The 23629-nt window shown below is 58.2% G+C and carries 21 protein-coding genes and 5 pseudogenes; 6 read left to right on the top strand and 20 right to left on the bottom strand.

All coding sequences use genetic code 11. The annotated features are described in order from the left end of the window. Positions 1-95 precede the first annotated feature (95 nt). Positions 96-1079 carry an NADPH:quinone reductase gene (locus ABFT80_RS15035; RefSeq protein ID WP_347972736.1) on the bottom strand — a complete coding sequence of 328 codons (984 nt, stop codon included), beginning with the start codon at positions 1077-1079 and terminating at the stop codon, positions 96-98. A gap of 143 nt (positions 1080-1222) precedes the next feature. On the opposite strand from ABFT80_RS15035, the gene ABFT80_RS15030 reads away from it, so the two are divergent. Next, the gene (locus tag ABFT80_RS15030) at positions 1223-1534 is read left to right on the top strand and encodes a winged helix-turn-helix transcriptional regulator (protein ID WP_347972735.1); all 312 of its coding nucleotides are present in this window, start codon (positions 1223-1225) and stop codon (positions 1532-1534) included. A 147-nt stretch (positions 1535-1681) separates the two neighbouring features. Here ABFT80_RS15030 and ABFT80_RS15025 read toward each other — a convergent pair whose 3' ends face one another. Then, positions 1682-2401 (bottom strand): DUF4143 domain-containing protein, encoded by a 720-nt coding sequence (locus ABFT80_RS15025; protein ID WP_347972734.1) that lies wholly within the window; start codon positions 2399-2401, stop codon positions 1682-1684. A gap of 69 nt (positions 2402-2470) precedes the next feature. Next, positions 2471-2620 (bottom strand): annotated as a pseudogene (locus tag ABFT80_RS15020) (DDE-type integrase/transposase/recombinase); the annotation flags it as partial. Between the two features lie 321 nt (positions 2621-2941). Between ABFT80_RS15020 and ABFT80_RS15015 the strand changes: the two are divergent. Further along, a pseudogene (locus ABFT80_RS15015) lies at positions 2942-4529 on the top strand (ABC transporter substrate-binding protein). Between the two features lie 93 nt (positions 4530-4622). On the opposite strand, the gene ABFT80_RS15010 reads toward ABFT80_RS15015, so the two are convergent. After that, entirely contained in the window at positions 4623-5393 is a 771-nt protein-coding gene (locus ABFT80_RS15010; protein WP_347972733.1) for a class II aldolase/adducin family protein, read from the bottom strand. An 80-nt stretch (positions 5394-5473) separates the two neighbouring features. Between ABFT80_RS15010 and ABFT80_RS15005 the strand changes: the two are divergent. Continuing rightward, a pseudogene (locus tag ABFT80_RS15005) lies at positions 5474-5689 on the top strand (Tn3 family transposase); the annotation flags it as partial. 243 nt (positions 5690-5932) lie between these two features. On the opposite strand, the gene ABFT80_RS15000 reads toward ABFT80_RS15005, so the two are convergent. Beyond that, positions 5933-6250 carry a type II toxin-antitoxin system RelE/ParE family toxin gene (locus ABFT80_RS15000; RefSeq protein WP_347972731.1) on the bottom strand — a complete coding sequence of 106 codons (318 nt, stop codon included), beginning with the start codon at positions 6248-6250 and terminating at the stop codon, positions 5933-5935. After that, entirely contained in the window at positions 6247-6498 is a 252-nt protein-coding gene (locus ABFT80_RS14995; RefSeq protein ID WP_347972730.1) for an antitoxin, read from the bottom strand. Before ABFT80_RS14995 ends, ABFT80_RS15000 begins: the two co-directional genes overlap by 4 nt. Before the next feature lie 257 nt (positions 6499-6755). On the opposite strand from ABFT80_RS14995, the pseudogene ABFT80_RS14990 reads away from it, so the two are divergent. After that, positions 6756-7461 (top strand): annotated as a pseudogene (locus ABFT80_RS14990) (IS6 family transposase). Here the strand turns inward: ABFT80_RS14990 and ABFT80_RS14985 are convergent. The 3 genes from ABFT80_RS14985 to ABFT80_RS14975 form a co-directional block, all read right to left on the bottom strand. After that, positions 7395-7724 (bottom strand): DUF4158 domain-containing protein, encoded by a 330-nt coding sequence (locus ABFT80_RS14985; RefSeq protein WP_347972729.1) that lies wholly within the window; start codon positions 7722-7724, stop codon positions 7395-7397. The pseudogene ABFT80_RS14990 and the gene ABFT80_RS14985 sit on opposite strands and share 67 nt — an antisense overlap. A 235-nt stretch (positions 7725-7959) precedes the next feature. Then, on the bottom strand, positions 7960-9303 hold the full coding sequence (locus tag ABFT80_RS14980) for an MFS transporter (protein WP_347972728.1): 1344 nt from the start codon (positions 9301-9303) through the stop codon (positions 7960-7962). A 33-nt stretch (positions 9304-9336) separates the two neighbouring features. Continuing rightward, positions 9337-10158, bottom strand: coding sequence for a carbon-nitrogen hydrolase family protein (locus tag ABFT80_RS14975; protein WP_347972727.1), 822 nt, complete (start codon positions 10156-10158; stop codon positions 9337-9339). A gap of 97 nt (positions 10159-10255) precedes the next feature. On the opposite strand from ABFT80_RS14975, the pseudogene ABFT80_RS28105 reads away from it, so the two are divergent. Together ABFT80_RS28105 and ABFT80_RS14970 are read left to right on the top strand one after the other, a co-directional pair. Next, positions 10256-10435 (top strand): annotated as a pseudogene (locus tag ABFT80_RS28105) (LysR family transcriptional regulator); the annotation flags it as partial. A gap of 63 nt (positions 10436-10498) precedes the next feature. Then, positions 10499-11149 (top strand): LysR family substrate-binding domain-containing protein, encoded by a 651-nt coding sequence (locus ABFT80_RS14970; RefSeq protein ID WP_347972726.1) that lies wholly within the window; start codon positions 10499-10501, stop codon positions 11147-11149. A 152-nt stretch (positions 11150-11301) separates the two neighbouring features. Here ABFT80_RS14970 and ABFT80_RS14965 read toward each other — a convergent pair whose 3' ends face one another. The 11 genes from ABFT80_RS14965 to ABFT80_RS14915 all read right to left on the bottom strand — a co-directional run bounded on the left by ABFT80_RS14965 (position 11302) and on the right by ABFT80_RS14915 (position 23488). Next, entirely contained in the window at positions 11302-11922 is a 621-nt protein-coding gene (locus ABFT80_RS14965) for a sarcosine oxidase subunit gamma (RefSeq protein ID WP_347972725.1), read from the bottom strand. Beyond that, a complete protein-coding gene (locus ABFT80_RS14960; protein WP_347972724.1) occupies positions 11915-14887 on the bottom strand; it encodes a sarcosine oxidase subunit alpha family protein in 2973 nt (990 codons plus the stop codon). Before ABFT80_RS14960 ends, ABFT80_RS14965 begins: the two co-directional genes overlap by 8 nt. Continuing rightward, complete coding sequence (locus ABFT80_RS14955) at positions 14884-15198, bottom strand: sarcosine oxidase subunit delta (RefSeq protein ID WP_347972723.1); 315 nt, start codon at positions 15196-15198, stop codon at positions 14884-14886. Before ABFT80_RS14955 ends, ABFT80_RS14960 begins: the two co-directional genes overlap by 4 nt. 9 nt (positions 15199-15207) lie before the next feature. Further along, positions 15208-16458: a sarcosine oxidase subunit beta family protein gene (locus ABFT80_RS14950; protein ID WP_347972722.1), complete on the bottom strand. Its 1251-nt coding sequence runs from the start codon at positions 16456-16458 to the stop codon at positions 15208-15210. Positions 16459-16517: 59 nt separating this feature from the next. Continuing rightward, positions 16518-17825 (bottom strand): type III glutamate--ammonia ligase, encoded by a 1308-nt coding sequence (glnT, locus tag ABFT80_RS14945; RefSeq protein WP_347972721.1) that lies wholly within the window; start codon positions 17823-17825, stop codon positions 16518-16520. 24 nt (positions 17826-17849) lie between these two features. Next, positions 17850-19178 (bottom strand): FMN-binding glutamate synthase family protein, encoded by a 1329-nt coding sequence (locus ABFT80_RS14940; RefSeq protein ID WP_347972720.1) that lies wholly within the window; start codon positions 19176-19178, stop codon positions 17850-17852. A 13-nt stretch (positions 19179-19191) separates the two neighbouring features. Further along, positions 19192-19878 carry a GXGXG domain-containing protein gene (locus ABFT80_RS14935; RefSeq protein ID WP_347972719.1) on the bottom strand — a complete coding sequence of 229 codons (687 nt, stop codon included), beginning with the start codon at positions 19876-19878 and terminating at the stop codon, positions 19192-19194. A 4-nt stretch (positions 19879-19882) separates the two neighbouring features. Then, entirely contained in the window at positions 19883-20779 is an 897-nt protein-coding gene (locus ABFT80_RS14930; protein WP_347972718.1) for a class II glutamine amidotransferase, read from the bottom strand. A gap of 130 nt (positions 20780-20909) precedes the next feature. Continuing rightward, positions 20910-21617 carry a helix-turn-helix domain-containing protein gene (locus ABFT80_RS14925; protein ID WP_347972717.1) on the bottom strand — a complete coding sequence of 236 codons (708 nt, stop codon included), beginning with the start codon at positions 21615-21617 and terminating at the stop codon, positions 20910-20912. Positions 21618-21785: 168 nt separating this feature from the next. Further along, on the bottom strand, positions 21786-22043 hold the full coding sequence (locus ABFT80_RS14920) for a hypothetical protein (protein ID WP_347972716.1): 258 nt from the start codon (positions 22041-22043) through the stop codon (positions 21786-21788). A gap of 23 nt (positions 22044-22066) precedes the next feature. Next, complete coding sequence (locus ABFT80_RS14915) at positions 22067-23488, bottom strand: ammonium transporter (protein WP_347972715.1); 1422 nt, start codon at positions 23486-23488, stop codon at positions 22067-22069. Between the last annotated feature and the right edge of the window lie 141 nt (positions 23489-23629).

Here is a 23629-nt window from a genome sequence, read left to right as displayed (position 1 = left end):
ACGCTCCGCAGTGCCTGTCTTGATACAGCATGGAAGAGCCGAAATTTGGGTCGGATCGAACGTCCATCCCACCTTCTGCTCTGCCAAATTCCAGCTTATGGTAGCACCAAAATCGTCTTACCCAGATCTCCACGCTCGACAGCTTCATGTGCCTCTACGATGGAGGCAAGCGGCAGCGTTCGTCCGATCTGATGGGTCAACTGCTTTGCCTCAAGCGCCGAATTGATGGCCTCAGCCGCTTCCAGATGGGCCTGCTTTGGCATCACGTAAACCAGTACGAAGCGTATGGTCACGTCGAGCATTACCAGGGGCCAGAACGGTAGCTTTGGCTCGGGCACCGCATCGCTGGCATAACTGGCGACGACGCCATTCGGCGAGATCGTTTTGACGATCAGCTCAAGATTGGCGCCGAACGCGACTTCAACAAAGCGGTCAACGCCACGGCCATCGGCATCGCCTGTGAACCCGGCTATTGCGGTCGTCAAATCGTCGACATGACGATTGAGAACAAGGTCCGCACCTGCCGTTGATGCGGATGCTGCAGCCTCGGCGTTACCAACCGTGGCAATGACCCTGGCACCACCCAGCTTGGCGAACTGGATTGCGTATCGGCCGACGGCCCCGGCACCGCCCGAAACCAGAACGGTCTTGCCATCGACTGGACCGTCGGCAAACACACAGCGCCAGGCGGTCATGGCGGGAATACCCAAACACGCACCTTCCTCGAAGCTCACGCCATCCGGCAGTCGCACCGCCTTGTATGCGGGTACCGTCGTGAATTCGGCGGCTGAGCCGTTCCGGCGGCCCAGCGTGGATTCATAGAACCAGACGCGTTCGCCAATGCGGTCTTCGAGCTCGGGGGAGCCGACGCCGACAATTTCCCCGGCGCCATCCTGATTGGGAACGACCCGCGGAAACGCCATACCGCGACCACCGCGACTCTTGGTATCGGACGGGTTGACGCCCGAGGCACGGACGCGAACCAGGATTTCGCCCGGACCAGGCGTCGGATCCGGCAAGTCCCCAATTTCAAGAACCTCGCGAGCGGGGCCATTTTTTGAGTACCAGGCAGCTTTCATGGAACGATCCTCTTGTTTCGCACCGAAGTTAGAGGCTTAATACGTCTAGAACAGTACGTACAAAGAGAACATGTACTATCATGAATGATAGCATCCCTATCCAAACACGCCCGCGTCGACGTGCCGAACGCACCGGATGCGCCGTGGAGGTGACGCTCTCAGTCATCGGAGGGTTGTGGAAGCCGGTGATCCTGTTTCACCTGCTCAATGGCAAATTGCGCTTCAATGCCCTGTGTCGCATGGTCCCCAACGCGACGGCGCGTATGGTGACGCTCCAGTTGCGGGAACTGGAGCGGGATGGGATCATCAATCGCATTGTCTATCCGGAAGTGCCGCCGCGAGTGGAATATGAACTGACCGATCTGGGCCGTTCGCTTGAGACGGTTCTCCTCAGCATGCGCAACTGGGGTGCTGGCTTTGCTGGCATTGAGCAGACCGATCCGAATTGCCGGTAATGCACATTTGGAGTCCTGTCTCGACACAGCAGAACTAGGGAACGTGCGCTACCCCACCTGAGAGTTAACGCTGAGCCTGAGCGCCATCACCGAAACGAGCGCAGACAATTCGTCGATCGGCTATAACTATCCCAGACGCTTCCAGACTTAGGATAACTCAAAAAGCTTCCGGCCCAATGCGGGCAACGAAATCGCCTCTACATCATCCTTCAAGGGGAAAGACTCGACGCCAGGATACACTACGAAACGTCGTTCCGGATCAAGATCGGCGCACGCTTGGTGAAACCCTTTTTCTACTTTTGGCGACAGGCTGCGCTTGATTTCAATCGCCCAAGGGCGTCGTTCCGGAAGGGTAAGCAATAGGTCTATTTCAGCACCTGCGGCGGTCCTATAGAAGTTGCTTTGCGTGCCGCTTGGCGCGGCGGCAATCAGCGTTTCAATCACGAAACCTTCCCAACTGGCCCCAGCGACCGGATGGCCTAAAACATCTTCCTGCGTTGTCAGACCAAGGAGCGTGTGGACTATACCGCTATCGCGAACATAGATGAGTGGCGATTTGACCAAGCGCTTTCCAATGTTCGCATGCCAAGGTTCGAGTCGTCGTACCAACAAAAAGTCGATCAGGAGATCCAGATAGGAGGCAATGGTTTTGCCATCCACGCCGAGAGCTCGAGCAAATTCTGCAGCATTGAGCAGACTCGACTGGTGATGAGCGAGCATGGTCCAGAACCGGGGGGCCGAAGCTGATGAGGTGGAACGGCCCTTCTCAAACGGCATCAAGTGCCTAACGTGGTCGTGTTGAAACGCGACAAAGAAGAAGGACCGCTCCATGAAGAAGATTACCACAGTCGGGCTCGATCTGGCCAAATCCGTTTTTCAGGTTCATCGCATATCGAACTGCTCGACGAGTGACGGTGCTAGATTGCAAGCGTACTTTTACCTGTCGTTTGCGCACTCGATGCCGAACAGGATCGTCGCGGCGCAGCTCATCGATTTGAAACCGAGCATGGATCGGATTCGGCGCTTGATACGTCGGTGATCCTGTTCGATGCGATTGTTGAGGTACTGACTCTGCCGGATGCGGATTGGTTTCAGCGATCCCCGTGATCGATTTCGCAGGCGGCTTTCCCATCGCAGGCAATGATTGCCTCCCGGTTTGTCTGGCTACCGTCAATGACAACACGATCCGGTCGGCTATGACGGCGACAAGCAGGCTTGAAGATTCCGGTTCGGGGCAAGGGCGACCCGCTTGGTAGGTGGAGGAAAATTCAAGTCGCTGTAATCGTACCTGGCGGCATATCACGCGGGTACGAGCGGCTCATCACGGAAGTAATATCGGGGTGAAATGGTGACAATAGCGTTTCGGCTGGTATGCTCACGCGCTTCCTGAACAGATCAGAGGTTATCATGAAGAATTCGCTTGCAATGCTGCATCTAAAGGCGCGATCCGGCGGGCCGTCCCGTCGCGATTTTCTGCAAAAGGCAGCATTGTTAGGCGTTTCCTCATTAGCAGCACAGACACTGTTCTCTGGAAAAACTGATGCCGCGCCCTCCAAGGGCGGTATCATGCGCGCCGGTATGGTTGGCGGCGAGGCCACGAACAGCCTTGATCCCGCCACATGGCAAAGCCAGGTGCCCTATACGTTCGGTCGTTGTTGGGGCGAGCAGATGCTGGAGGTTTCGCCCGATGGCGAGATTGAGCCGCGACTTGCCGACGAGTGGGAAGCAACTCCCGACGCGATGACCTGGACTTTCCGTATTCGCAAGGGTGTTACATTTCATAACGGTAAGGATCTGACGCCGGACGATGTCGTAGAGACCCTTTCACGCCATGCAGATGAGGCGTCACAATCCGCGGCCCTGCCTTTCGTAGAGGGGATCAAAGACATGAAGATCGATGGCGAGTATGTCGTCATTACTCTTGCCGAGCCCAACGCGGACTTGCCTTACTTCCTCACCGACTATCATCTTATGATCCAGCCGAACGGTGGACGCGACGATCCGACGGCCCGGCATAGGCACCGGTCCTTACAAGGTCGCAGTCAATGAGCCTGGTGTGCGCCATATCGGCGAGCGATATGAAGGTTACTGGGCGAGCGACGTTCGCGGGCATGCTGAGCAGGTCGAGATCATTGTCGCAAACGACGCGACCGCCCGCATGTCTGCCCTGCAGTCCGGGGAAGTGCATCTGATCAACCGCGTCGAGCCGAACCTTGTCCATATCGTGGAGCGTGCTCCCGGCATCGTAGTCCGCAATGCAGTCGGCAAGGCACATTATGTCATGATCGCCCACTGCAACACTGCACCATTCGACAATGTCGATATGCGTCTCGCGTTGAAGTATGCTGTCGATCGCGAGCAGATGATTCAAACGATCCTCAGCGGCCATGGCACGATCGGCAACGACCTGCCGGTCAACAACACTTATGCCTATTTCTCCGACGACATTGAGCAACGTGTCTACGATCCAGATAAGGCTGCCTTCCATTTCAAGAAATCCGGCCATGATGGTCCGGTTCTCTTGCGCACATCGGATGTTGCCTTTCCCGGCGCGGTAAATGCAGCACAGCTCTTTCATCAGAGCGCTGCCAAGGCTGGAATCCAGATAGATGTTAGACGGGAGCCAGGCGATGGCTATTGGTCTGAAGTGTGGAACAAGCAACCCTTCTCGATGTCCTACTGGACCGGGCGGCCTACACAGGATCAGGTTTTTTCACTGGCTTATGTCTCCGACGCGCAGTGGAACGACACGCGCTTTTTCCGCGATGATTTCGACAAGCTGATCCTGGACGCGCGTAGCGAGCTCGACGCGGATCGACGCACTGAGCTTTATGGAGCCGCGGCACGAATTCTTCATGACGAGGGCGGGGCGATCACGCCGATGTTCAATAATAATATCGATGCAACAAGCGAGGCCGTGCAGGGCTGGACCGACGATCCTCATGGCGAGTTGATGGCCGGCCATGCTCTGACGAAGTGCTGGCTCTCAAGCTAGAGCGGCATGATCTTGGGTTGAATCGTTTTGGGATCCTCATAGTGCGACTGAGCGGAGCAAAGCATTCGTCAGAATTCTCGCTGCTTTGACGGCCTAATCCTTGTATGAGGTGTCCAGCGCCTCGAGCAGGCGCAGATGTGCATCCCACTCGAGCGCAAGGTCGCCATCGTCGAATGCCATCTGGTCATACTGATCGGTGACACGTTTGGCGATGTCGATGCTTATCGGTTGCAGTTTTCGTCCCATAGAGAGCGACGCGACCTGAATTTCGCAAGCACGTTCGAGATAGAACATGTTCGAGAACATTTCACCGGAAGTCTTGCCGACGGTCAGCAGACCGTGATTGCGTAAAATCAGGACTGGGTGTTCGCCAAGGTCGGCAACGATCCGGTCGCGCTCGTCTAGGTCCAGTGCGATACCCTCGAAGTCGTGATAGCCGACGCGCCCATGAAATTGCAGGGCGATCTGATTCAGTGGCAGCAACCCTTCGGACAGACAGGAAACGGCGACACCGGCACGCGTGTGTGTATGCATGACGAAAGCGGCGTCGTGCCGGCTGCGATGCACCGCGCTGTGAATGACGAAGCCTGCAGGATTCACGCGCGCCGGATTGTCATCCACCTTGTTTCCATCAACATCGATCTTCACCAGCGATGAAGCGGTGATCTCTTCCCATCGGTATCCATAGGGATTGATTAAAAAGCAGCCATCCTCGCCCGGAACGCGGGCGGTGATGTGGGTGTAGATAAGGTCCGTCATCCGGTAGTGCGCAGCAAGCCGATAAGCGGCAGCAAGGTCGCGGCGAACCCGCTGCTCTTCGTGTGAAAACTGTGCCATCTTTTCGGATACTGCGGGACGCGACATTCCATACCTCATGTAGGTTGAGTTGAAGTTCTTTAGCGGCTGCCACAGAAAACGTTGAGAGCCGCACGTCAGAAGTGAGCGTTTCCGGTATCGTCTACTGGAATTCCACCTATATGGCCGACGCCGTGGCCCATCTGCGATCAACGGGCGAATTCGTTCCGGATGACCTCCTGGCTCACACGTCGCCGGTAGGATGGGAGCATATCGCCTTCTCCGGCGACTTTCTCTGGGATCGCGCCGCGTTGGCAACGAACCGAAAGCTGCTCAACCTCTCGTCCAAAAAGCGGGCGGCATGACGACGCTCCCCACCCGTTCACCATTGGCGTTGTTTAGCGTACTTTCAACGCGATGCCCTCGTGTAGCCAGAAGCGCACAACGCAGGTATGGCGGGAAATGCGGAAATTGGAGAAAGATGCACCACTCCTCGACTGGCCGGAGGCCGTTTCTTACCGACAGATGGAGCTCGATGCTCATCAGAAGATTGTCGAGAGCCTTGGGGATCGTGCAGCCCCAGTCACAGGCAAATGATCGACTGCCGTCTAACTCTCCCTGCTGATCCTGTCCGTCAGTCGCATCATTAGGTCCATGCGCTCGTGAAAAATCGCCACGATCAACGCAGGCGCACTCTCACGCGGCAGGCAAAAGACGTAGTGGTGTTCGCAGCGCGCCATCTGCAGCGTGGGGTAGACGTCACTTATGTCCCTGAAAGAGCCCTGTCCGGTTGCAAGGCTCCCAATGCCCTGCTCTAGCTTTGAGATATAGCGGCGCACCTGCGCAGCGCCCCATTGCTTGCGCGTGTGGCGGATGATGCCGCGCATATCGGCTTCTGCCTCTGCCGTGAGTATATAGGCCTTCAAGCTCGGTCCCCGGCGAGTTCCTCATCAAGAATTTCGCCGATGCTCTTGGTGGACACTTTTCCTGCAAGCCCATCGTTGATACGGTTTCCCAGCAGGGTTGTCAGTTCCTGCCATGCCTGATCTGCATCAGCATCGCCAGGGAACAAGCGTTCTAGGGCGTATTGTTTGATGGACTTGCCCTGCAAGGCGGCAAGTGCCTTCAGGCTTTGGTGCTGCTGGTCCGTTATGTCGATCGTCAGGCGGCTCATGGGATAAACTCCGGTGAATTACACAAACCCACATTAGCACATATGTAGGCACGAGGCCACCGCCTGAACTTCTAGCCCACATCTCTTCTCTCGATTGGGCACACTGCCGCAGACGAGTTGATATCTCTGGCCCACGGAGGCAGACCCTTAGAGGGCCATGTTCGACTTGGAAGAAAGATGGTGCGTTATCTGGCCAGCCCGACCGATGGCACCGTAAAGTTAACCCGCTGGCTATCCGCCCTGTGCGATCTTTCAGCATGACCCAAGTCGCTCGTGATCGCCTTTATCGCCGCCATCGGTTTCCAGCTGAAGTGATTGGGGCTTTATCTTCGTTTTCCGCTCAGTCTGCGCATGGTGGAAGATCTCCTGGCGGCACGTGGAATCATCGTTTCGCACCAGACCGTGCGTCTCTGGGTGGAGAAATTCGGCAGGCATTTCGCCAATGATATCCGGAGGCGATCCGCCGGCAGACTTGGCGACAAATGGCACCTCGATGAGGTCGTCATCTCCATTGACGGCAAAAAACAATGGCTTTGGCGCGCTGTCGATCAGGCTGGGTTCGTTCTCGACGTGCTGGCGCAAAGCCGCCGCAATACCAAGGCCGCCAAACGCCTTATACGAAAGCTTATGAAAGGACATGCGCACTCGCCACGCGTCATGATCACCGACAAACTGCGATCCTATGGCGCGGCAAAGCGCGATATCATGCCCGGCGTCGAGCATCGTTCGCACAAAGGCCTGAACAACCGGGCGGAGAACTCCCATCAACCGACCCGGCGGCGAGAACGGATCATGAAGGGCTTTAAGTCAGCCCAACATCTCCAGCGTTTCGTTTCAATTCATGACCCTGTCGCCAACCTCTTTCACATTCCACGCCACGAGATCTCATCAGACAATCACCGCGAACTGAGAACCGAAGCCATGCAGATGTGGAACGAAATAGCATGCCTCCAAGCCGCATAAGCGAAAGCCGCGCGCAACATTTTTGATCGGTATCCGTTAACTTTACGATGCCGATTGAGGATCTGCGCCAACGTCGTGCCAGGGTGGCGAAACAGGGCCAGTTGCATGCCGATGCCGATGCGGTTCCGGTCTTCCCGCCGCAGGCGGATCGGATCGATATCCGTCGGCTCAAAGGTGTAGAGCCTGGCAAGGTCATCCCGCTCCGTCGGGATTCCCAGCAACTGGTGCCGCTCGCCGTCGCTCAGTAATTCGTGTTTCGCCATTCCGGCCTCCTCCCTTCGTCCACAAAAGACCCTTCCAATCCGTGGACAAGATTAAAGAGACATATTCTGTGGACGGATTTCGAATCGTTCGATAGGCCGAGTTGCACTCGTCCCTCTCCGGCCGAGGCCGCCAGGCGACTTGGGCTCGGCCGCTCCACAATCTATCGGGAAATGAGGCGGCTTGCATCAGCCGCCGCTTGAGCCAAAATCTCGCTTTGTTCTTCCTTGGCGTTGTTTAGCGTACTTTCAACGCGATGCCCTCATCTTCCCTATGCACAAGACTGCCCTTAGACGTCTCGGGCATGAATAGCACCGCAATCAGTACAGCTATGGAGATTGAAGTCATATAGAGCGCCGGGGCGATGTTCGAGCCGGTCTGCGTCACCAGCCAAAGGCCAACAAACGGCGCCGTTCCTCCGAAAATCGTGTAGGCCATATTGTAGCTGATGGCCGAAGCACTAAAGCGGGTGCGCGTTGGGAACAGCTCCAGAAGAGCGATGCCCATTGGCCCCCAGAACATGCCGCAGCCAACGGCGAGAAGGCTCTGGCCAAGAATGGCCGAAGTCAGATCGCCCTGAGCAGCGAGTATGTAAGCCGGTACGGAAACGAGCGCGTTGAATAAGACGCCGACCAGCAGGAGGGGCTTGCGACCGAACCTGTCCGATAGATGTCCACCCCAGATCATCACGACAAAAGCCACGAAGAGAGCGATACTGTTCGAGATCAAAGCGGAGTTTCTGTCCAAGCCGACAGTGGTCGTCAGGTAGCTGACAAAATAACCAGACAGGGTGTAGAAGCCAAGGCTTGAGAACGCGGCCAGCGAGAAGCTGAACAGCATCTGCTTCTTATGGCCGACCATCGCATCGCGGATGGGCGTAGCGGTCACGCGGTTTGCAGCCTGGGTTGCCTTGAATGCGGGCGATTCATCCACCTTGCTACGGATGTACAGACCGATCAGCGCAAGCGGACCGCCGATGAGAAAAGGAAGGCGCCAGCCCCACGACTCATATGCTTCGCCGCTCATTGCGTTGGTGAGGAAAAGCACCAGAAGTGCTGCAAAGATGGGCGGGAGATTGGCGAAGGAATAAGTGAAGGCGACATAGAGGCCTCGCTTTTCAGCTGGTGCATGTTCGGCCACAAAGGAGTTCGAGCCAACCGTTTCGCCGGCAGCTGAAAGACCCTGGATCAGGCGGCAGATGACCAGAAGGATCGGAGCCATGATGCCGATTTGCGAGTAGGTCGGGAGCAGGCCGATCGCGACGGTTGCAGCACCCATCATTAGGATGACGAGCGAAAGGACGCGGCGGCGCCCGATCCGGTCACCAAGCCCGCCGAAGACGAAGCCGCCAAGCGGGCGCATCAGGAAGCCCACGGCATAGACCGCAAAAGTGGAAAGAAGTGCGGCCGCCGGATCGGTATTTGGGAAGAACAGCTTCGCAATCACTGTCGCTGAGTAGGCATAGATGACAAAGTCGTACCATTCCACGAACTGGCCGAGTGCGGCAGATCCAAGAACGCGCCGCATAGCCTGCGATTTTAGCTGCGGATCCGCATCACCTGTTGCAACGTAAGTCGTCATACTACTTCCCCCTCCGTCCCTTGAATTTTCGATTTATCGGTCCTGGCGAATTACGTAGCGGCGATGCTCCAGGCATGGCAGCACGTCGCGCACGGCCTGTATCCGCGTGCCGTCCAATTGCGCAATCGCGAGACCCGTACCTTCCGGTACGGACGCGATCGGTATGCCATTGGGGTCGACGATCATGCTCAAACCCACCGACAACGGCGCCGGCTGGCATGAGGCCGCAACGAAGGCCGTGCTTTCAATGGCGCGTGCCTTAAGCAGCGTTTCCCAATGATATTCCTTAAGTGGCCCGGCAACCCAGCCGGATGCAACGAGCAGGATCTCGGCACCGCGGTCGACCAGCAGCCTTGTCATCTCGGGAAAACGTAGATCGTAACAATTCAACAGGCCAAAACGGAAGCCCGCGTGATCGAAAGTGACGAGTTCGCCGAAATCCGGCTGCAATGGTGCCGGTTCGTTCTTCTCGGATTCCTTGTAGTGAAACGCATCATACAGATGCAGCTTCTGGTAGCGCCCCAGCGGTGCGCCATCCGGGCCGAAAGCCAGCATCATGTTGCGGGCCAGCGTGCCCGTGCCGACGGCATAGGTGCCAACCACAACGGCGATGCTGTTCGCGGCCGCTATCGCCTGCACACGATCTTCAAAACGCAGTGCATGTAACAGCGCCGCTTCCGCGATTCGTTCGGCTGTTGCAGTGAAATCGAACATGGTAGCCTCAGGAAACACTACGATGTCGGCGCCGCGCTGCGCTGCCTCGACCGACATTGCCTCGACCGCCTGGAGGTTGCTCTCGACGTCTGGCCCGCCGACAAGTTGGGCGACCGCGACAGATATGCTTTTCTCGGACATGATTTCCCGTTCATTCTATAACCGCTGCATTTGACATGTCCGGCGATCAGCCGTCTAATATCAATTCACAACTCATTGATAATCAAGCGGCATCAATTTGCACATTCCTGACCTTGCAAAACTTCGCTATTTCGTGGCCGTGGCTGACACGCTGAGCTTCCGAAAGGCAGCTGAAAACCTGAACATTGCGCAGCCCGCGATTACGCGCGCGATCCAGGCGTTGGAGAAGGAGCTCGGCCTAGTGCTTCTCCTGCGCACAACGCGGCGTGTGAAGCTTACCGACGCCGGCGCCCTTCTTGCCGCCGATGCAAGGCAAGCGTTGGGCCTTTTGGAGCGCTCAGTGCGCCAGGCGCGCCAGCTTGCGAACGGGAAAGCGGGCGAGATTATCATAGCTTACTCGGCACAGGCCGCGCATGGGCCGATGGCTGATTTGGTCGTGCGGTTCAAGAACGAAAATCCTTCTGCGACCTTGAGCCTCTACCAAATGTCGTCGCATGAGCAGCTCCAAGCAATCGAGCGTGGCGAGGTTGATATAGGGTTCATGCTTTCGGCAGCCTGCAAGTCATCGCTGAGCCAATTACGGGTTTGCCGAGAAAGATTTGTGTTGCTGCTATCTGGGCATCATCCGTTAGCTAAGGCCGAGACGATCGGCCTTAGCGCGCTTCGCGATGCACCTTTTGTGATGGGGACGAGCAAGCGATGGGAAACCTTCCGCTCGCTTGTGAACAGCGCTTGCGTACAGGCCGGCTTTCTGCCGAACATCGTTGAGGAAGCCGACGACGTCCCGGTCCTGTTGCAGTTAGTAGCGCTACAGCGCGGCGTTACCCTCTACGGCGCGGCGATCTCGTCAACGCTGCCCAGCCAGGTTATAGCCGTGCCAATCAGCGACCCCCATGCGAACTTCGACATCGTGGTCGCATGGGACGGAAAGCGAAACGCTCCACTAGTCGATAAGTTCGTAGGCTTTCTGCGAGCCCTCATTACGATTTGATCACTGACAACGGAAGGAGGACTTCGAAGTTGGACCAATCTGACACCGAACGGTAATGGGTGTGACGGAGCTGAGAGCAAAGAGATTTGAACACTGTGCCGCACAGTCAGGATTTTACAATTCGTCTCATGCTCGAATGGCTCGTGACAGGGTTAATTTCCAAATGTCCTCTGAGCTTTATCGATACCGAATTCCGCCGCTGCATCGACCGCGGCGTGCCAGAGACTTTCAGCATAGCTGGTCGGGCAAAGGATATGATAAATGTCGCGGTCATCAAGACCCCGCCAGATTACCACGTTAGTGTGGTCGATGATGGTGGTTGCCGCGCTTCCGAACGGAAAGGCGGAATCATCGAGGTCGATCGAGATCAGCTTGGCAAGGACGTTACGCACGAGCGGGCCACCAACAGCCAACAGGCAGCGCGCATTAGACTGGTCGGAAACCGACGCTGTATCCCCAAATGCATTGGTGAGTTCGTCCGCAAGCGCCATCCCCCCTCTCGGCATCACAACGAGAAACTGCTCCGGGCCGCTCCAGATCAACAGCGCATCTCCTGCACGCAGGGCTCTGGCCATCTGCGGCGCCTCGACACCAAAGCGGCGCTTGGCTTCGATATTCAATGCCCCCCACCTTCCACGCCGGCAAGCGACCAGCGCAAGATCGAAACCCCGAATCTCGCGCAGCACAACTCCGGCAGACCCATCCTGTCTGCCTAGACGCGCGGAGGCTTCCGCCTTGAGCGGCGATCGTGGTGTCCAGACAAACTCAGCCACGTTGACGCCCTCCTTCAGGGTCATAGAAGACGGGGTTGCATATCTCGACCTCGATGTCGCTTGAGCGCAGCGCATCCCACGCGCGCACGATCTCGCCATGACGTTCGCGCCCGTTCGCGACCAGCGCCAGTCCGATCCACTGATCCAGCACCGGCGAAAAACATACCGAGGTAACATAGCCCTGATCCGTCGCAGGACCGGGATTTGCACCGCGCGGCACGATATGCGCGCCGGATCGAAGCTGCGCCGATGGGCTGACGAGTTTGACGCCGACGACCACCTGACGGTCCGATGCGACAAGCGCCGGGCGCTGCGCCAGCACGCGACCGATATAATCCTTCTTTTTCGAGGCCATCTTGCCAAGACCCAGATCTCCGGCAGTGGTCGTACCGTTCAATTCCGGACCAGCGACATGGCCTTTCTCGATGCGCATCGCGCCAAGTGCCTCGGTACCGTAAGGCGTCACACCGAATGGCTCACCCGCGATCATCAGGTTTCGCGCCATCGCGTCGCCCAGATGCGCTGGCACCGCGATCTCGAAAGCAAGCTCGCCGGAAAACGAAATGCGGAAAAGCCGCGCCTTCTGGCCGCCACGCAAACTGATCTCCCGCACGCCCATAAAAGGAAAGCCTTCATTCGAAAGGTCCTCCGACGGGTCGGCGAGCCGTTGCAGAAGGTCACGGGAACGCGGCCCAGCAACCGAGAACTGCGCCCACTGGTCGGTAGCCGAAGTAAGCTGCACGTCGAGCCCTGGCCAAAGAACCTGACGGCAATATTCCAGATGCTGCATCACCGGACCTGCCTTGGCCGTGGTGGTGGTCAAACAGTAATGATCTTCGGCCAATCTGGCAGTGGTGCCGTCGTCATAGGCAATACCGTCCTCGCGAAGCATCAAACCGTAGCGTGCCTTGCCGACGGCAAGGGTGGAGAATGTGTTGATATAGACGTGATCGAGGAAGATGCCCGCATCGCCACCCATCACGTCGATTTTTCCAAGAGTGGAAACGTCGCAAAAGCCGACGCCGCTCCGCACCGCCAGTACCTCCCGGCGCATCGATTCCAGCCAGTGGGTCTCATCCGGCAACGCATACCATTGCGCGCGCTTCCATGGCCCTACATCCACGAAAACCGCGCCGCGTTCGGCAGCCCATGAATGCGAGGGCGTGTAGCGGACAGGGCGGAAGTTGCGGCCGCGGCTAGTTCCCGCAAAGGCGGCGATGGCGACTGGATTGAGAGGAGCGCGATACATCGTGGTGCCGGTTTCCGGAATCGTTTTTCCTGCCAGCTCGGCCATAATCGCCAGACCGTTGACATTTGAGGTGCGCCCCTGGTCGGTGGCCATGCCGAGCGTGGTGTAGCGTTTCAGATGTTCGACCGAACGGAACCCCTCGCGGTGCGCTATCTCGATATCTTTGACGGTGACGTCATGCTGAAAATCGACGAAGGCCTTGCCTTTGCCCTCTATGTGCCAAAGCGGGCTAATGGAGAAAGGCTCATCGGCGGCTGAGGCCGCCTCGCCTGCCGAACCCGCGCTGCCTGTGTCGCTTGCCGCAGCCAGACCGGCTGCATGGCCTTCTCGCAGACAGGCCCCTAAACCGAATGAACCGGCGGCAGCACCCGCGACGGATACGCCTGGAGGGCAGTCTCCTGGCAGAAAGGCCGCGAGGCGGTCGTTCCAGACCGGTTTGCCGCGTTGCTGCGAGGTCAGGCCGACGGAGGGGTTCCAGCCGCCCGAGATGGCAAGCATGTCCGCATCGATATGGACGGTTCCACCATTCGCTCGCGCTTGGACGCCGGAAACTCCACCCTTCCCGCCGGTGACTTTTTCGACCACGCCGGAATGGACGGCGACGCCGTACTGGCGCGCAAGCTCCATCAGATGCGCTGGCAGATCGCGACGAGGATCGATTACAGCCGCGATTTCCAATCCTGCCCGGCGCGCTGTCTCCAAAGTGCGCCAGCCGTCATCATTGTTGGTGAAGAGTGCCAACCGTCTGCCGGGTGCAGCAGCGAAACGATGAATATAGGTTCTCACCGCAGAGGAAAGCATGACGCCGGGCGTGTCGTTGCCCGGAAACACGAGAGGGCGTTCGACAGCTCCGGCTGCGACAATCATATGCTTCGCCACGATGCGCCATAGTCGCTGACGCGGCTGATGATCCGGCACCAAGGCGAAATGGTCGTTCACGCGCTCCAGCACGCCATAGCTGCCGCCATCGAACGCGCCGAACACACCGGCGCGGCGCATGATGCGCACGTTGGGAGCGGCTTCCAGTTCTGCTTTTGCGCGGGCGAGCCATTCGTCTGCGCCAGAGCCGTCAATGTCAGCACCGTCAGAAAGGAGCCTGCCGCCGAGACGCCAATCATCCTCGCAAAGGATGACGCGTGCACCCGCTCGTGCCGCAGCCAACGCCGCAGACAGTCCAGTCGCGCCCGCGCCTGCCACCAGCACATCGCAATGCGCCCACGCTTTTTCGTAACGATCGGGATCGGGCTCGCCACTCGCGCGGCCAAGCCCCGCCGCACGACGGATCAGGGGCTCGTAGAGCTTTTCCCACAATGCCGACGGCCACATAAACGTCTTGTAATAGAAGCCTGCAACGAAAAAAGGCGAGAACAATGAGTTGACTGCCATCGCGTCGAAACGCAGCGAAGGCCAGCGGTTCTGGCTCTGCGCATCAAGCCCATCAAAGAGCTCGACTGTCGTCGCCTTGGTGTTTGGTTCACGGTGTGCACCGGATCGCAACTCAACCAGTGTATTCGGTTCTTCGGGTCCGGCAGTCAAGATGCCGCGCGGTCGGTGATATTTGAAGGAACGCCCGACCAGACCAACTCCGTTAGCCACCAGTGCCGAGGCCAGTGTGTCACCGACAAAGCCGGTCATGGCGCGCCCATCAAATGTGAAGGAGAGCGGTTTCGAGCGATCGATGAGACCGCCTTCTGCCAGACGGTGACCGGCGCTCATCGAACGTCCTCTCTCTTCGCAGCAGACGAGCCAGTGCCGGGAGCCGCACGCACCGCACTTATGGTATGCGTGAGCGTATCACGGGTCACGACCAGCCACGCCCGGCAGCCGCCGCCGTGATACCAGAACTCATCCATCACACCTGCCGGGTTGTCACGCATGTAGACATGCTCGAAAAAAGCGTCTTCGACCCCGGCGGCGATGGCACCATTCTCGTCAACGACGAGTTCCGGACGTCGCAGGCTCGCGTCTCCGAGATAGGAAAACTCGCCGACGTCGCGTGTTCCGCAATATGGACAATTGATGCGCATGATTGATCTTCAGTGCAGGTTCGGTTGCGGGCCTTGGCCCTTCTCATCGATGACCGCGCCGGTTCTGAAGCGGTCGAGGCGGAAGCGTGCGGCTTCCTCATGCGGCTCATCGCGGGCGATCAGATGGGCGAAGGCGACCCCGGAGCCGGGGGTGGCCTTGAAACCGCCATAACACCAGCCCGCATTGAGATAGAGCCCATCGACCGGCGTGCGATCGATGATCGGCGTGCCATCCATGGACATATCGACGACACCACCCCAAGCACGCAGCATACGCAGCCGCCCGATCATCGGCATGATCGCCATGCCGCCTTCGCATACATCCTCCACCACCGGCAGATTTCCGCGCTGGGCGTAGCTGTTGTAGCCGTCAATGTCTCCGCCAAAGACCAAGCCTCCCTTGTCCGACTGGCTGACGTAAAAATGACCGGCGCCGAAAGTGATGACACCGGGAATGAGCGGCTTGATCGCTTCGGACACGAACGCCTGAAGTACATGGCTTTCGATCGGCAGACGCAAGCCCGCCATGGCGGCCAGCCGCGACGAGTTACCGGCTACAGCAAAGCCAACCTTAGCCGCACCGATAGTTCCGCGCGTGGTCTCGACGCCGGTGATACGCCCTCCCTGACGCACCACGCCGGTGACCTCGCAATTCTGGATGATGTCGACGCCGAGCCTGTCTGCGGCGCGCGCATAGCCCCATACAACCGCGTCGTGGCGGGCGGTGCCGCCCCGGCGCTGCAACAGACCACCGAGAACGGGAAACCGCGAATTTTCGTAATCGAGGAAGGGGAGCGTCTGGCGGATTTGCTCCGCGTCAAGCAGTTCAGCGTTGATGCCGTTGATGCGCATGGCATTGCCGCGGCGGGCAAAAGCGTCGCGCTGGGCATCGGAATGATAAAGATTGATGACGCCCCTCTGGCTGACCATCGTGTTGTAGTTGAGATCCTGCTCCATGCGTTCCCACAGCTTCATGGAGAACTCATAGAAGCCGACATTGCCGGGCAGCATGTAGTTGGAACGCACGATGGTGGTGTTGCGACCGGCATTGCCGGAGCCGATCCAGCCCTTCTCCAGCACCGCCACATTGCGTATGCCGTAGCGCTCCGCGAGATAATAGGCGGTCGCGAGGCCATGCCCCCCACCGCCTACGATGATCACATCGTAATGCGGCTTGGGAGGTGCATCACGCCATGCAGGCTTCCAGTTGCGGTGGCCCGAAAGTGCGGCCCGTAGAAGAGAAAATGATGAGTATTTCATCGCATGCGCGGCTCTTTCGAATTCGGTCACGCGGTGACGTGACCGAAAACTGTTTCAATCTAGATGTCGAGCGTATGATCACGTTCCCATTGGCTGAGATGGGAGGCGTAGCTGTTCCATTCCGCCTGCTTCAGCTTTACGTAAGCGGCTGAAAACTCGCTGCCCATTGCCTCGGTCAACGCAGTGTCTTTTTCGTATTCGCGCAGCGCGTCGAGTAGATTAAGCGGTAGTTTCTTGCCGTGCTTTACGGTGTGGCCTTCCTTGTACATGTCAATATCGCAGCGCTCGCCTGGATCGGCCTTGGTACGCACTCCATCGAGACCTGCCGCCAGAATTACCGCCTGCATCAGATAGGGGTTGGCTGCACCGTCGGGCAGCCTGAGCTCGAAGCGACCAGGACCGGGCACACGCACCATATGGGTGCGGTTGTTTCCGGTCCACGTCACCGTGTTGGGAGCCCAGGTCGCGCCAGAAATGGTGCGTGGCGCGTTGATCCGCTTGTAGGAATTGACGCACGGATTGGTAATGGCGGCGAGCGCCGGGGCATGAGCCATAATGCCCCCAAGGAAATGTCGTCCCTGTTCCGACAGGCCAAGTTCGGCGTTGTCATCGGCGAACCGGTTGACACGACCGGTCTCGTCCCAGACGGAGATGTGAGCGTGGCAGCCATTGCCGGTAAGGCCGGTAAAAGGCTTTGGCATGAAGGTGGCACGCAGGCCATGCTTTTCCGCGACAGACTTGACCATGAACTTGAAGAAGGAATGCTGGTCGGCCATTGCCAGGGCGTCATTGAATCCCCAGTTCATTTCGAACTGTCCGTTGGCGTCCTCATGATCACTTTGGTAGGGACCCCAGCCGAGCTCCAGCATGTAGTCGGATATCTCGGAGATGACGTCGTAACGGCGCATGATCGCCTGTTGATCGTAGCACGGCTTTGACGCCGTATCGTATTCGTCGGAGATACGGGTACCGTCAGGAGTAACCAGAAAAAATTCGGCCTCCACACCGGTCTTCATGTGGAGGCCTTCTTTCGCAGCATCGGCAATGACACGCTTGAGGGTATTTCGCGGAGCCTGAGCGACCCCTTTGTCCTCCATGATACAGTCGGAGGCGAGCCAGGCCACCTCCGGTTTCCACGGCAATTGCACCACCGATTCGGGATCGGGAACTGCAAGCATGTCGGGATGGGCGGGTGTAAGGTCGAGCCATGTGGCGAACCCTGCAAATCCCGCGCCATCTTTCTGCATGCCTGCTATCGCCTGAGCGGGCACAAGCTTGGCGCGCTGCGCTCCGAACAGGTCCGCATATGAAATCATAAAATATTTGACGCCGTTGCTTTTTGCATATTCGGCGAGATCGTTCCCCATATTTATTCCTCGCAGTCTTGTGAATTAAAAGCCGTTCCTTCCAGGTATCCAGCCGGTCCCTGCCAACGGAACGCCAGCCATGGCTGCCGCCTCGATGGTGAGCGCGGAGAGATCCTCCGGCTCCAGATTGTGCACATGGTTCTTGCCGCAGGCACGGGCTAGCGTCTGCGCTTCCAGCGTCATGACCTTCAGATAATTGGTCAAACGACGACCGGCCGCGACCGGATCGACACGCTTCATCAGTTCGGGATCCTGAGTCGTGATGCCTGCCGGGTCACGGCCCTCATGCCAGTCATCATAAGCGCCTGCCGTAGTGCCGAGCGCCTGATATTCGTCTTCCCATCGCGGGTCGTTATCACCCAGCGCGACGAGCGCAGCCGTTCCTATGGAAACAGCGTCCGCACCAAGCGCAAGCGCCTTTGCAACATCGGCGCCGTTGCGGATGCCACCGGAGACGATGAGTTGAACCTTGCGGTGCATCCCAAGATCCTGAAGCGCCTGCACGGCCGGGCGTATGCAAGCAAGCGTCGGCAGGCCGACATGTTCGATGAACACCTCCTGAGTGGCTGCGGTTCCACCCTGCATGCCGTCGAGCACCACGACATCGGCACCCGCCTTAACCGCCAGCGCCGTATCGTAATAGGGACGAGCACCACCGACCTTCACGTAGATCGGCTTCTCCCAATCGGTAATCTCGCGTAACTCGAGTATCTTGATCTCCAGATCGTCCGGCCCGGTCCAATCGGGATGCCGGCAGGCCGAGCGTTGGTCGATTCCCTTGGGCAGAGTGCGCATATCGGCAACGCGGTCGGAAATCTTCTGGCCCAGCAGCATGCCGCCGCCGCCCGGCTTTGCCCCCTGACCAACAACGACCTCAATCGCGTCGGCGCGGCGCAGATCGCGCGGGTTCATGCCATAGCGGGACGGCAAATACTGATAGACTAGGATGCTGGAATGGCCGCGCTCCTCCTCGGTCATTCCGCCATCACCGGTGGTCGTTGAGGTCCCGGCTGCCGACGCGCCGCGTCCCAATGCTTCCTTGGCAGGTCCAGACAGCGAGCCGAAGCTCATGCCAGCGATCGTGATTGGAATCTTCAGATGGATCGGCTTCTTCGCATAGCGGTTGCCGAGAACGACGCCGGTTTCGCATTTCTCGCGATAGCCTTCGAGCGGATAACGTGAAATCGATGCACCAAGGAAAACCAGATCGTCAAAATGCGGCACCTTGCGCTTCGCACCGCCACCGCGAATATCATATATGCCGGTGGCCGCTGCACGACGGATTTCCGACAGCGTGTAGTCGTCGAAAGTCGCAGACTTGCGTGGCGTCGTGGGAGGGTTTTTGTAGGTCATTGAAATCTGCCCCTCAATACGCGTCGGCGTTGTCGACGTTGAAATTGTAAAGTTTGCGAGCCGATCCGTAGCGGGTGAACTCGCTGGGACGAACGTCGCTGATACCCGCATCCGCAAGCAGTCCCTCAAGAAGGGAAATATGCTCGGGCCGCATCTCCTTCTCGATGCAGTCCGCACCCAGGCTGTTCACCCTGCCGCGCACGAAGAGCCGCGCCTCGTAGATTGAATCGCCCAGCGCGTCACCGGCATCGCCAAGCACGACAAGATTGCCGGACTGCGCCATGAAAGCCGACATGTGACCGATATTGCCGCGCACGACGATGTCGAGGCCTTTCAGCGAAATGCCGCATCGCGAAGACGCATTGCCATCGATGACCAGCAGACCGCCACGGCCGGTCGCGCCTGCATATTGGCTGGCGTCGCCCTTGACCACGATTTTGCCCGACATCATGTTCTCGCCGACACCAGGGCCAGCCGATCCGTCGACGATGATCGTCGCCTGCGAATTCATGCCGCCGCAGTAATAACCCACGCTGCCGCGCACCTCTACGGTCACGGGGGCATCAACACCCACCGCGACAGAATGGCTGCCTCGAGGATTCAGAACTTCGAATACCGTTTCGTTGGCACCTTCACGCACTTCGTGGAGCGCCTGATTCAGCACGCGCAGGGGCACTTCTGAAAGGTCGATGACCGGCATGAACTCAGTGCTCCCAGAAATAGACGGTGGAGGGTTCGGGTTCCCAGATTTTCGCGTCTTCGATCCCCGGCAACATGGCGAGCGCCCTGTATTCGGACCCGAAGGCGACATACTGATCTGTCTCGGCCAGCACCGCTGGCTTGCAGGCAATCGGATCCCGCACGACGCCGAAACCCGACTCCGTACCGACGACGAATGTGTAAAAGCCATCAAGATCGTCGAGCCCGCTTTCCAGCGCCTCGCCAAGCGAAGCGCCCTGCCCGATGCGCGAGGAAACATAGGCCGCTGCCACCTCTGTATCGTTCTCGGTCTCGAAGGTGATGCCCTGCCGTTTCAACTCGCGGCGCAGATTGTTGTGATTGGACAATGATCCATTGTGCACGAGGCACTGGTCGGGGCCGGTAGAGAACGGATGTGCGCCAAGCGTCGTTACCGCCGACTCTGTCGCCATGCGCGTATGCCCGATACCATGCGTGCCCGACATCGCGTCCACGCCAAAGCGCTCGACGACCTCTTGAGGCAGACCGACTTCCTTATAAATCTCCACGACACCGCCGGAGCTCATGACGCGTATGTCGGGGGCCAGCTCGCTAATGACCGCGCGGGCCTCGTCCACCTTATCGGCAGGCACGGCGACGACCGCATGAGTGGATTTGCGCGTAAGCTTAACATCCACGCCCAGCTTCTCCGACAACGATTTCTCAAGTCCTGGAAAATCGCGATCGGGGAAGGGTGACTGCACCGTGATCTTGGCGCGGTTGCCATCCGGCGCACCATAGATCGCTATTCCGGCGCTATCGGGGCCGCGATCGGTAAGTGTCACGAGCATTCGCGACAGCAGCGCGCCAAGCTCAGGCTCAAGCGACTTGTCCTTCAGGAAAAGTCCGACAATTCCGCACATCTCCGTCACCTCATTCGGATAAGGTCTTCTCAGAAACTGCTAGCAGCTTCGGAAACCAAATTCAACTGAGATGAATTTTATTTTCTTAAGAGAAAACGTCGGATGGCACCGGTCGCCAGAAAAAACGCGTTTATTCGCTCTGCCTGCCTAGCGGATAAGAGATGATCGAGAGATATCTGATCGGCCGGCGGGTTAGTTCTTCGGGACCGTGCGGGGCATCGGCATCGAAGAACAGGCTATCGCCTGCCGTCATGCGGAAAAGGCCGTCGCCATGCCGGTAAACGACCTCGCCTTCCAGCATATAGATAAATTCCATCCCTTCGTGCTGGAAGGTAGGAAACACGTCGGAATCCTCACTCAGCGTGATCAGATAAGGCTCAACAACGACACCGCTGGAATTGGCACCGATATGACCGAGCAAATTATATTGATGGCCCGCCCGCGTGCCGCGTCGTTCGACATCGACCCCTTCGCCCGCCTTGACGAATACGGCGCTGCGTTCCTCCTCGAAGCGGCGAAACAGTGAGGTAAGCGGCACGCCGAGTGCCCGCGACAGCGACTGGAGCGTGGTGAGCGACGGAGAGGTGATGCCGTTTTCGATCTTGGACAACATGCCCAGCGAGATGTCCGTCGCGGCAGCCAAATCTGCGACGGTAATTCCGAGTTGCTTGCGAAAGGCACGCACTTCATGGCCAATCGCGACCTCCAACACCTTTTCGCGTGTGTCGCGAACGGCGTGAGGATTCTGTACCAGCCGTGCACCTGCCCGCGGCACTGTCGGCTGGTCTTTGACAGAGCCTTCTGCCGGTGCGGACTTGCTGCTTTTCTTCGGTTTCATTGTTCCAGCCATCTGCGCCCACAGCTATCGGCCACTCATCGGCCCACTGGCCTCTCCTAACATGAATGGCAAGGGACTCAAATCATACTCTTGGCCCGAGCATAGCGAATGCGGCGCATTGGGATGTGGCGGCGACGCCCGGCGCTTTTGCAGCGCCGGGCGTCTTCTTTACTCTCCGATCGACAGAGGCGCGTCTTCTTTCGGTCGACGCGGCTTTCCGTCAGGTGACAGACATTTATTGATGCCGTGGCGGCGATAATACTCCACGGCCTCCCGCATCTCTTCATTTTCATCGCGGATGCAGCGCCAATGCCACCACAGCCAGAAGATCACCGTTGCAACAACGAGCAGCCATTCCAACCCCTGGAAAGGGTAGAAGGCGTTGATCTGGTCCAGATTGGTCCAGTCAGTGAGTCCATTCCACATGTCAGGTCTCCCTTTGTTGGAAATTAAAGTTTGCTGGCTTCGTCCCGCTCGATTTCCTCGAACTCGGTCACCACGCCTGCGCCGTACGGATACATGTCCTGATTACGCCAGGCATCGGCACCAGCCAGTTCGATCTCGATCGGTTCCCGCAGAATTCCCATATTCTGGAGAATCTTGGCGACCACCCAAGTAGCCAGGAACCCGAACAGACCGAAGCAGAGGATCGCGCCGATGATCATGCCCAGCGGGTTGATCGCCGGATCGCCCGCTGCGGTGACGCCGAGCCAGCCGACCGAGCCTGCCCAATTCTGCACAGCAGGTGCGGCCGGCGCAGCCGGATAACCCCACAATACAAAGCCGCAGATGATAAGACCCCAGGTGCCTGCATAGCCGTGCACTGCGATCGCGCCGACAGGATCGTCGATCTTGAAACGGCGCTCGACATAGTAATGCATCTTATAGGCGATGACGGCGCCCGCAGCACCAATGAACATTGCAATGAGCGGGTGGTAGAGGTCATTACCGGCCGACGCCGAGATAATGCCTGCAAGTCCGCCTGACAAAGTCCAGAAAGGATCACCGCGGCTGACCGTATAGGCTGCCATCAGGCCACCGGCCAGCGACATCAGGAAGTTGAAGGTAATGGCCGACAAGGTCGTCGGGGTACCGTAGATGGTCGTGGCGGCAAAGCGCACGATGCCTTCATCTCTGCTCACATCGATGATCGGGATATTGCAGGCCGCATAGAAGCCCCAGAACCCGGTGTAGATGATGAACAGGCCGATGACCGACTGGAACGAGTTATGCGGTTTGATGTCCCGCACTTCTCCATTGGGTCCGAACTTGCCGATGCGCGGGCCGAGCACGATGGTCAGCGCAAGGCAGGCGCCGCCGGCGATGGCGTGAATAACGCCCGACGCGTATGCGTCGTGATAGCCGAGAAGCTGAACCGTCCAGCCTTCCGCATGCCATCCCCATGATGCGTGCCAGATCCAGGTCACCGAGCCGATCAGCACCGCCAGGATCATGAATGCGCCCGTGCGGACGCGCTCGATGGCGACGCCCGACAGGATCGCCGACATAACCCATGAGAAAAGTAGAAAGGCCGCCCAGAAAACACCTTGAATGTTGTCCTGGAAATTCGGTCCCATCTCCCGCGCCCATGGCAGCGCCGCGGCAGTGGCATCATTGGAAATCAGGCCACCGAACAGGAACGGACCGTTGTTGAAGGCCCAATAGATCCACCAGGCGAACAGGAACCACGTTACGGTCACAAGTGCCAAGCTCATTGTGTGACGGGTCAGCGTCTGATTGAGGTTCTTGGGTCGTGTAACGCCAAATTCGTAAGCAAGCAGTCCCACATGAATCAGGAACATCATGACCACGGTGACCCAGTAGTAAAATTCAGTGAATATAATTGTCAGTGCTGTATGTTCATTGTCCATCACTTCCCCCTGGAAATGGGTACGTCTTCTTTTGCACTTGGCTCTGGTTGTTATCGGCAGCTTACCGGGGGAGGCATGAAGGGAGGACGGAAATTGCATCCGGGCATGAGTACATTGCGCGTGCCGGAAAGCCTTGCCGCT

The sequence above is a fragment of the Foliimonas ilicis genome (assembly GCF_039939195.1).
Classification (GTDB): Bacteria; Pseudomonadota; Alphaproteobacteria; order Rhizobiales; family Rhizobiaceae; genus Foliimonas; species Foliimonas ilicis.
Note: the sequence above shows the minus strand (reverse complement) of the source record. Positions and strands in the feature narration are given on the sequence as shown.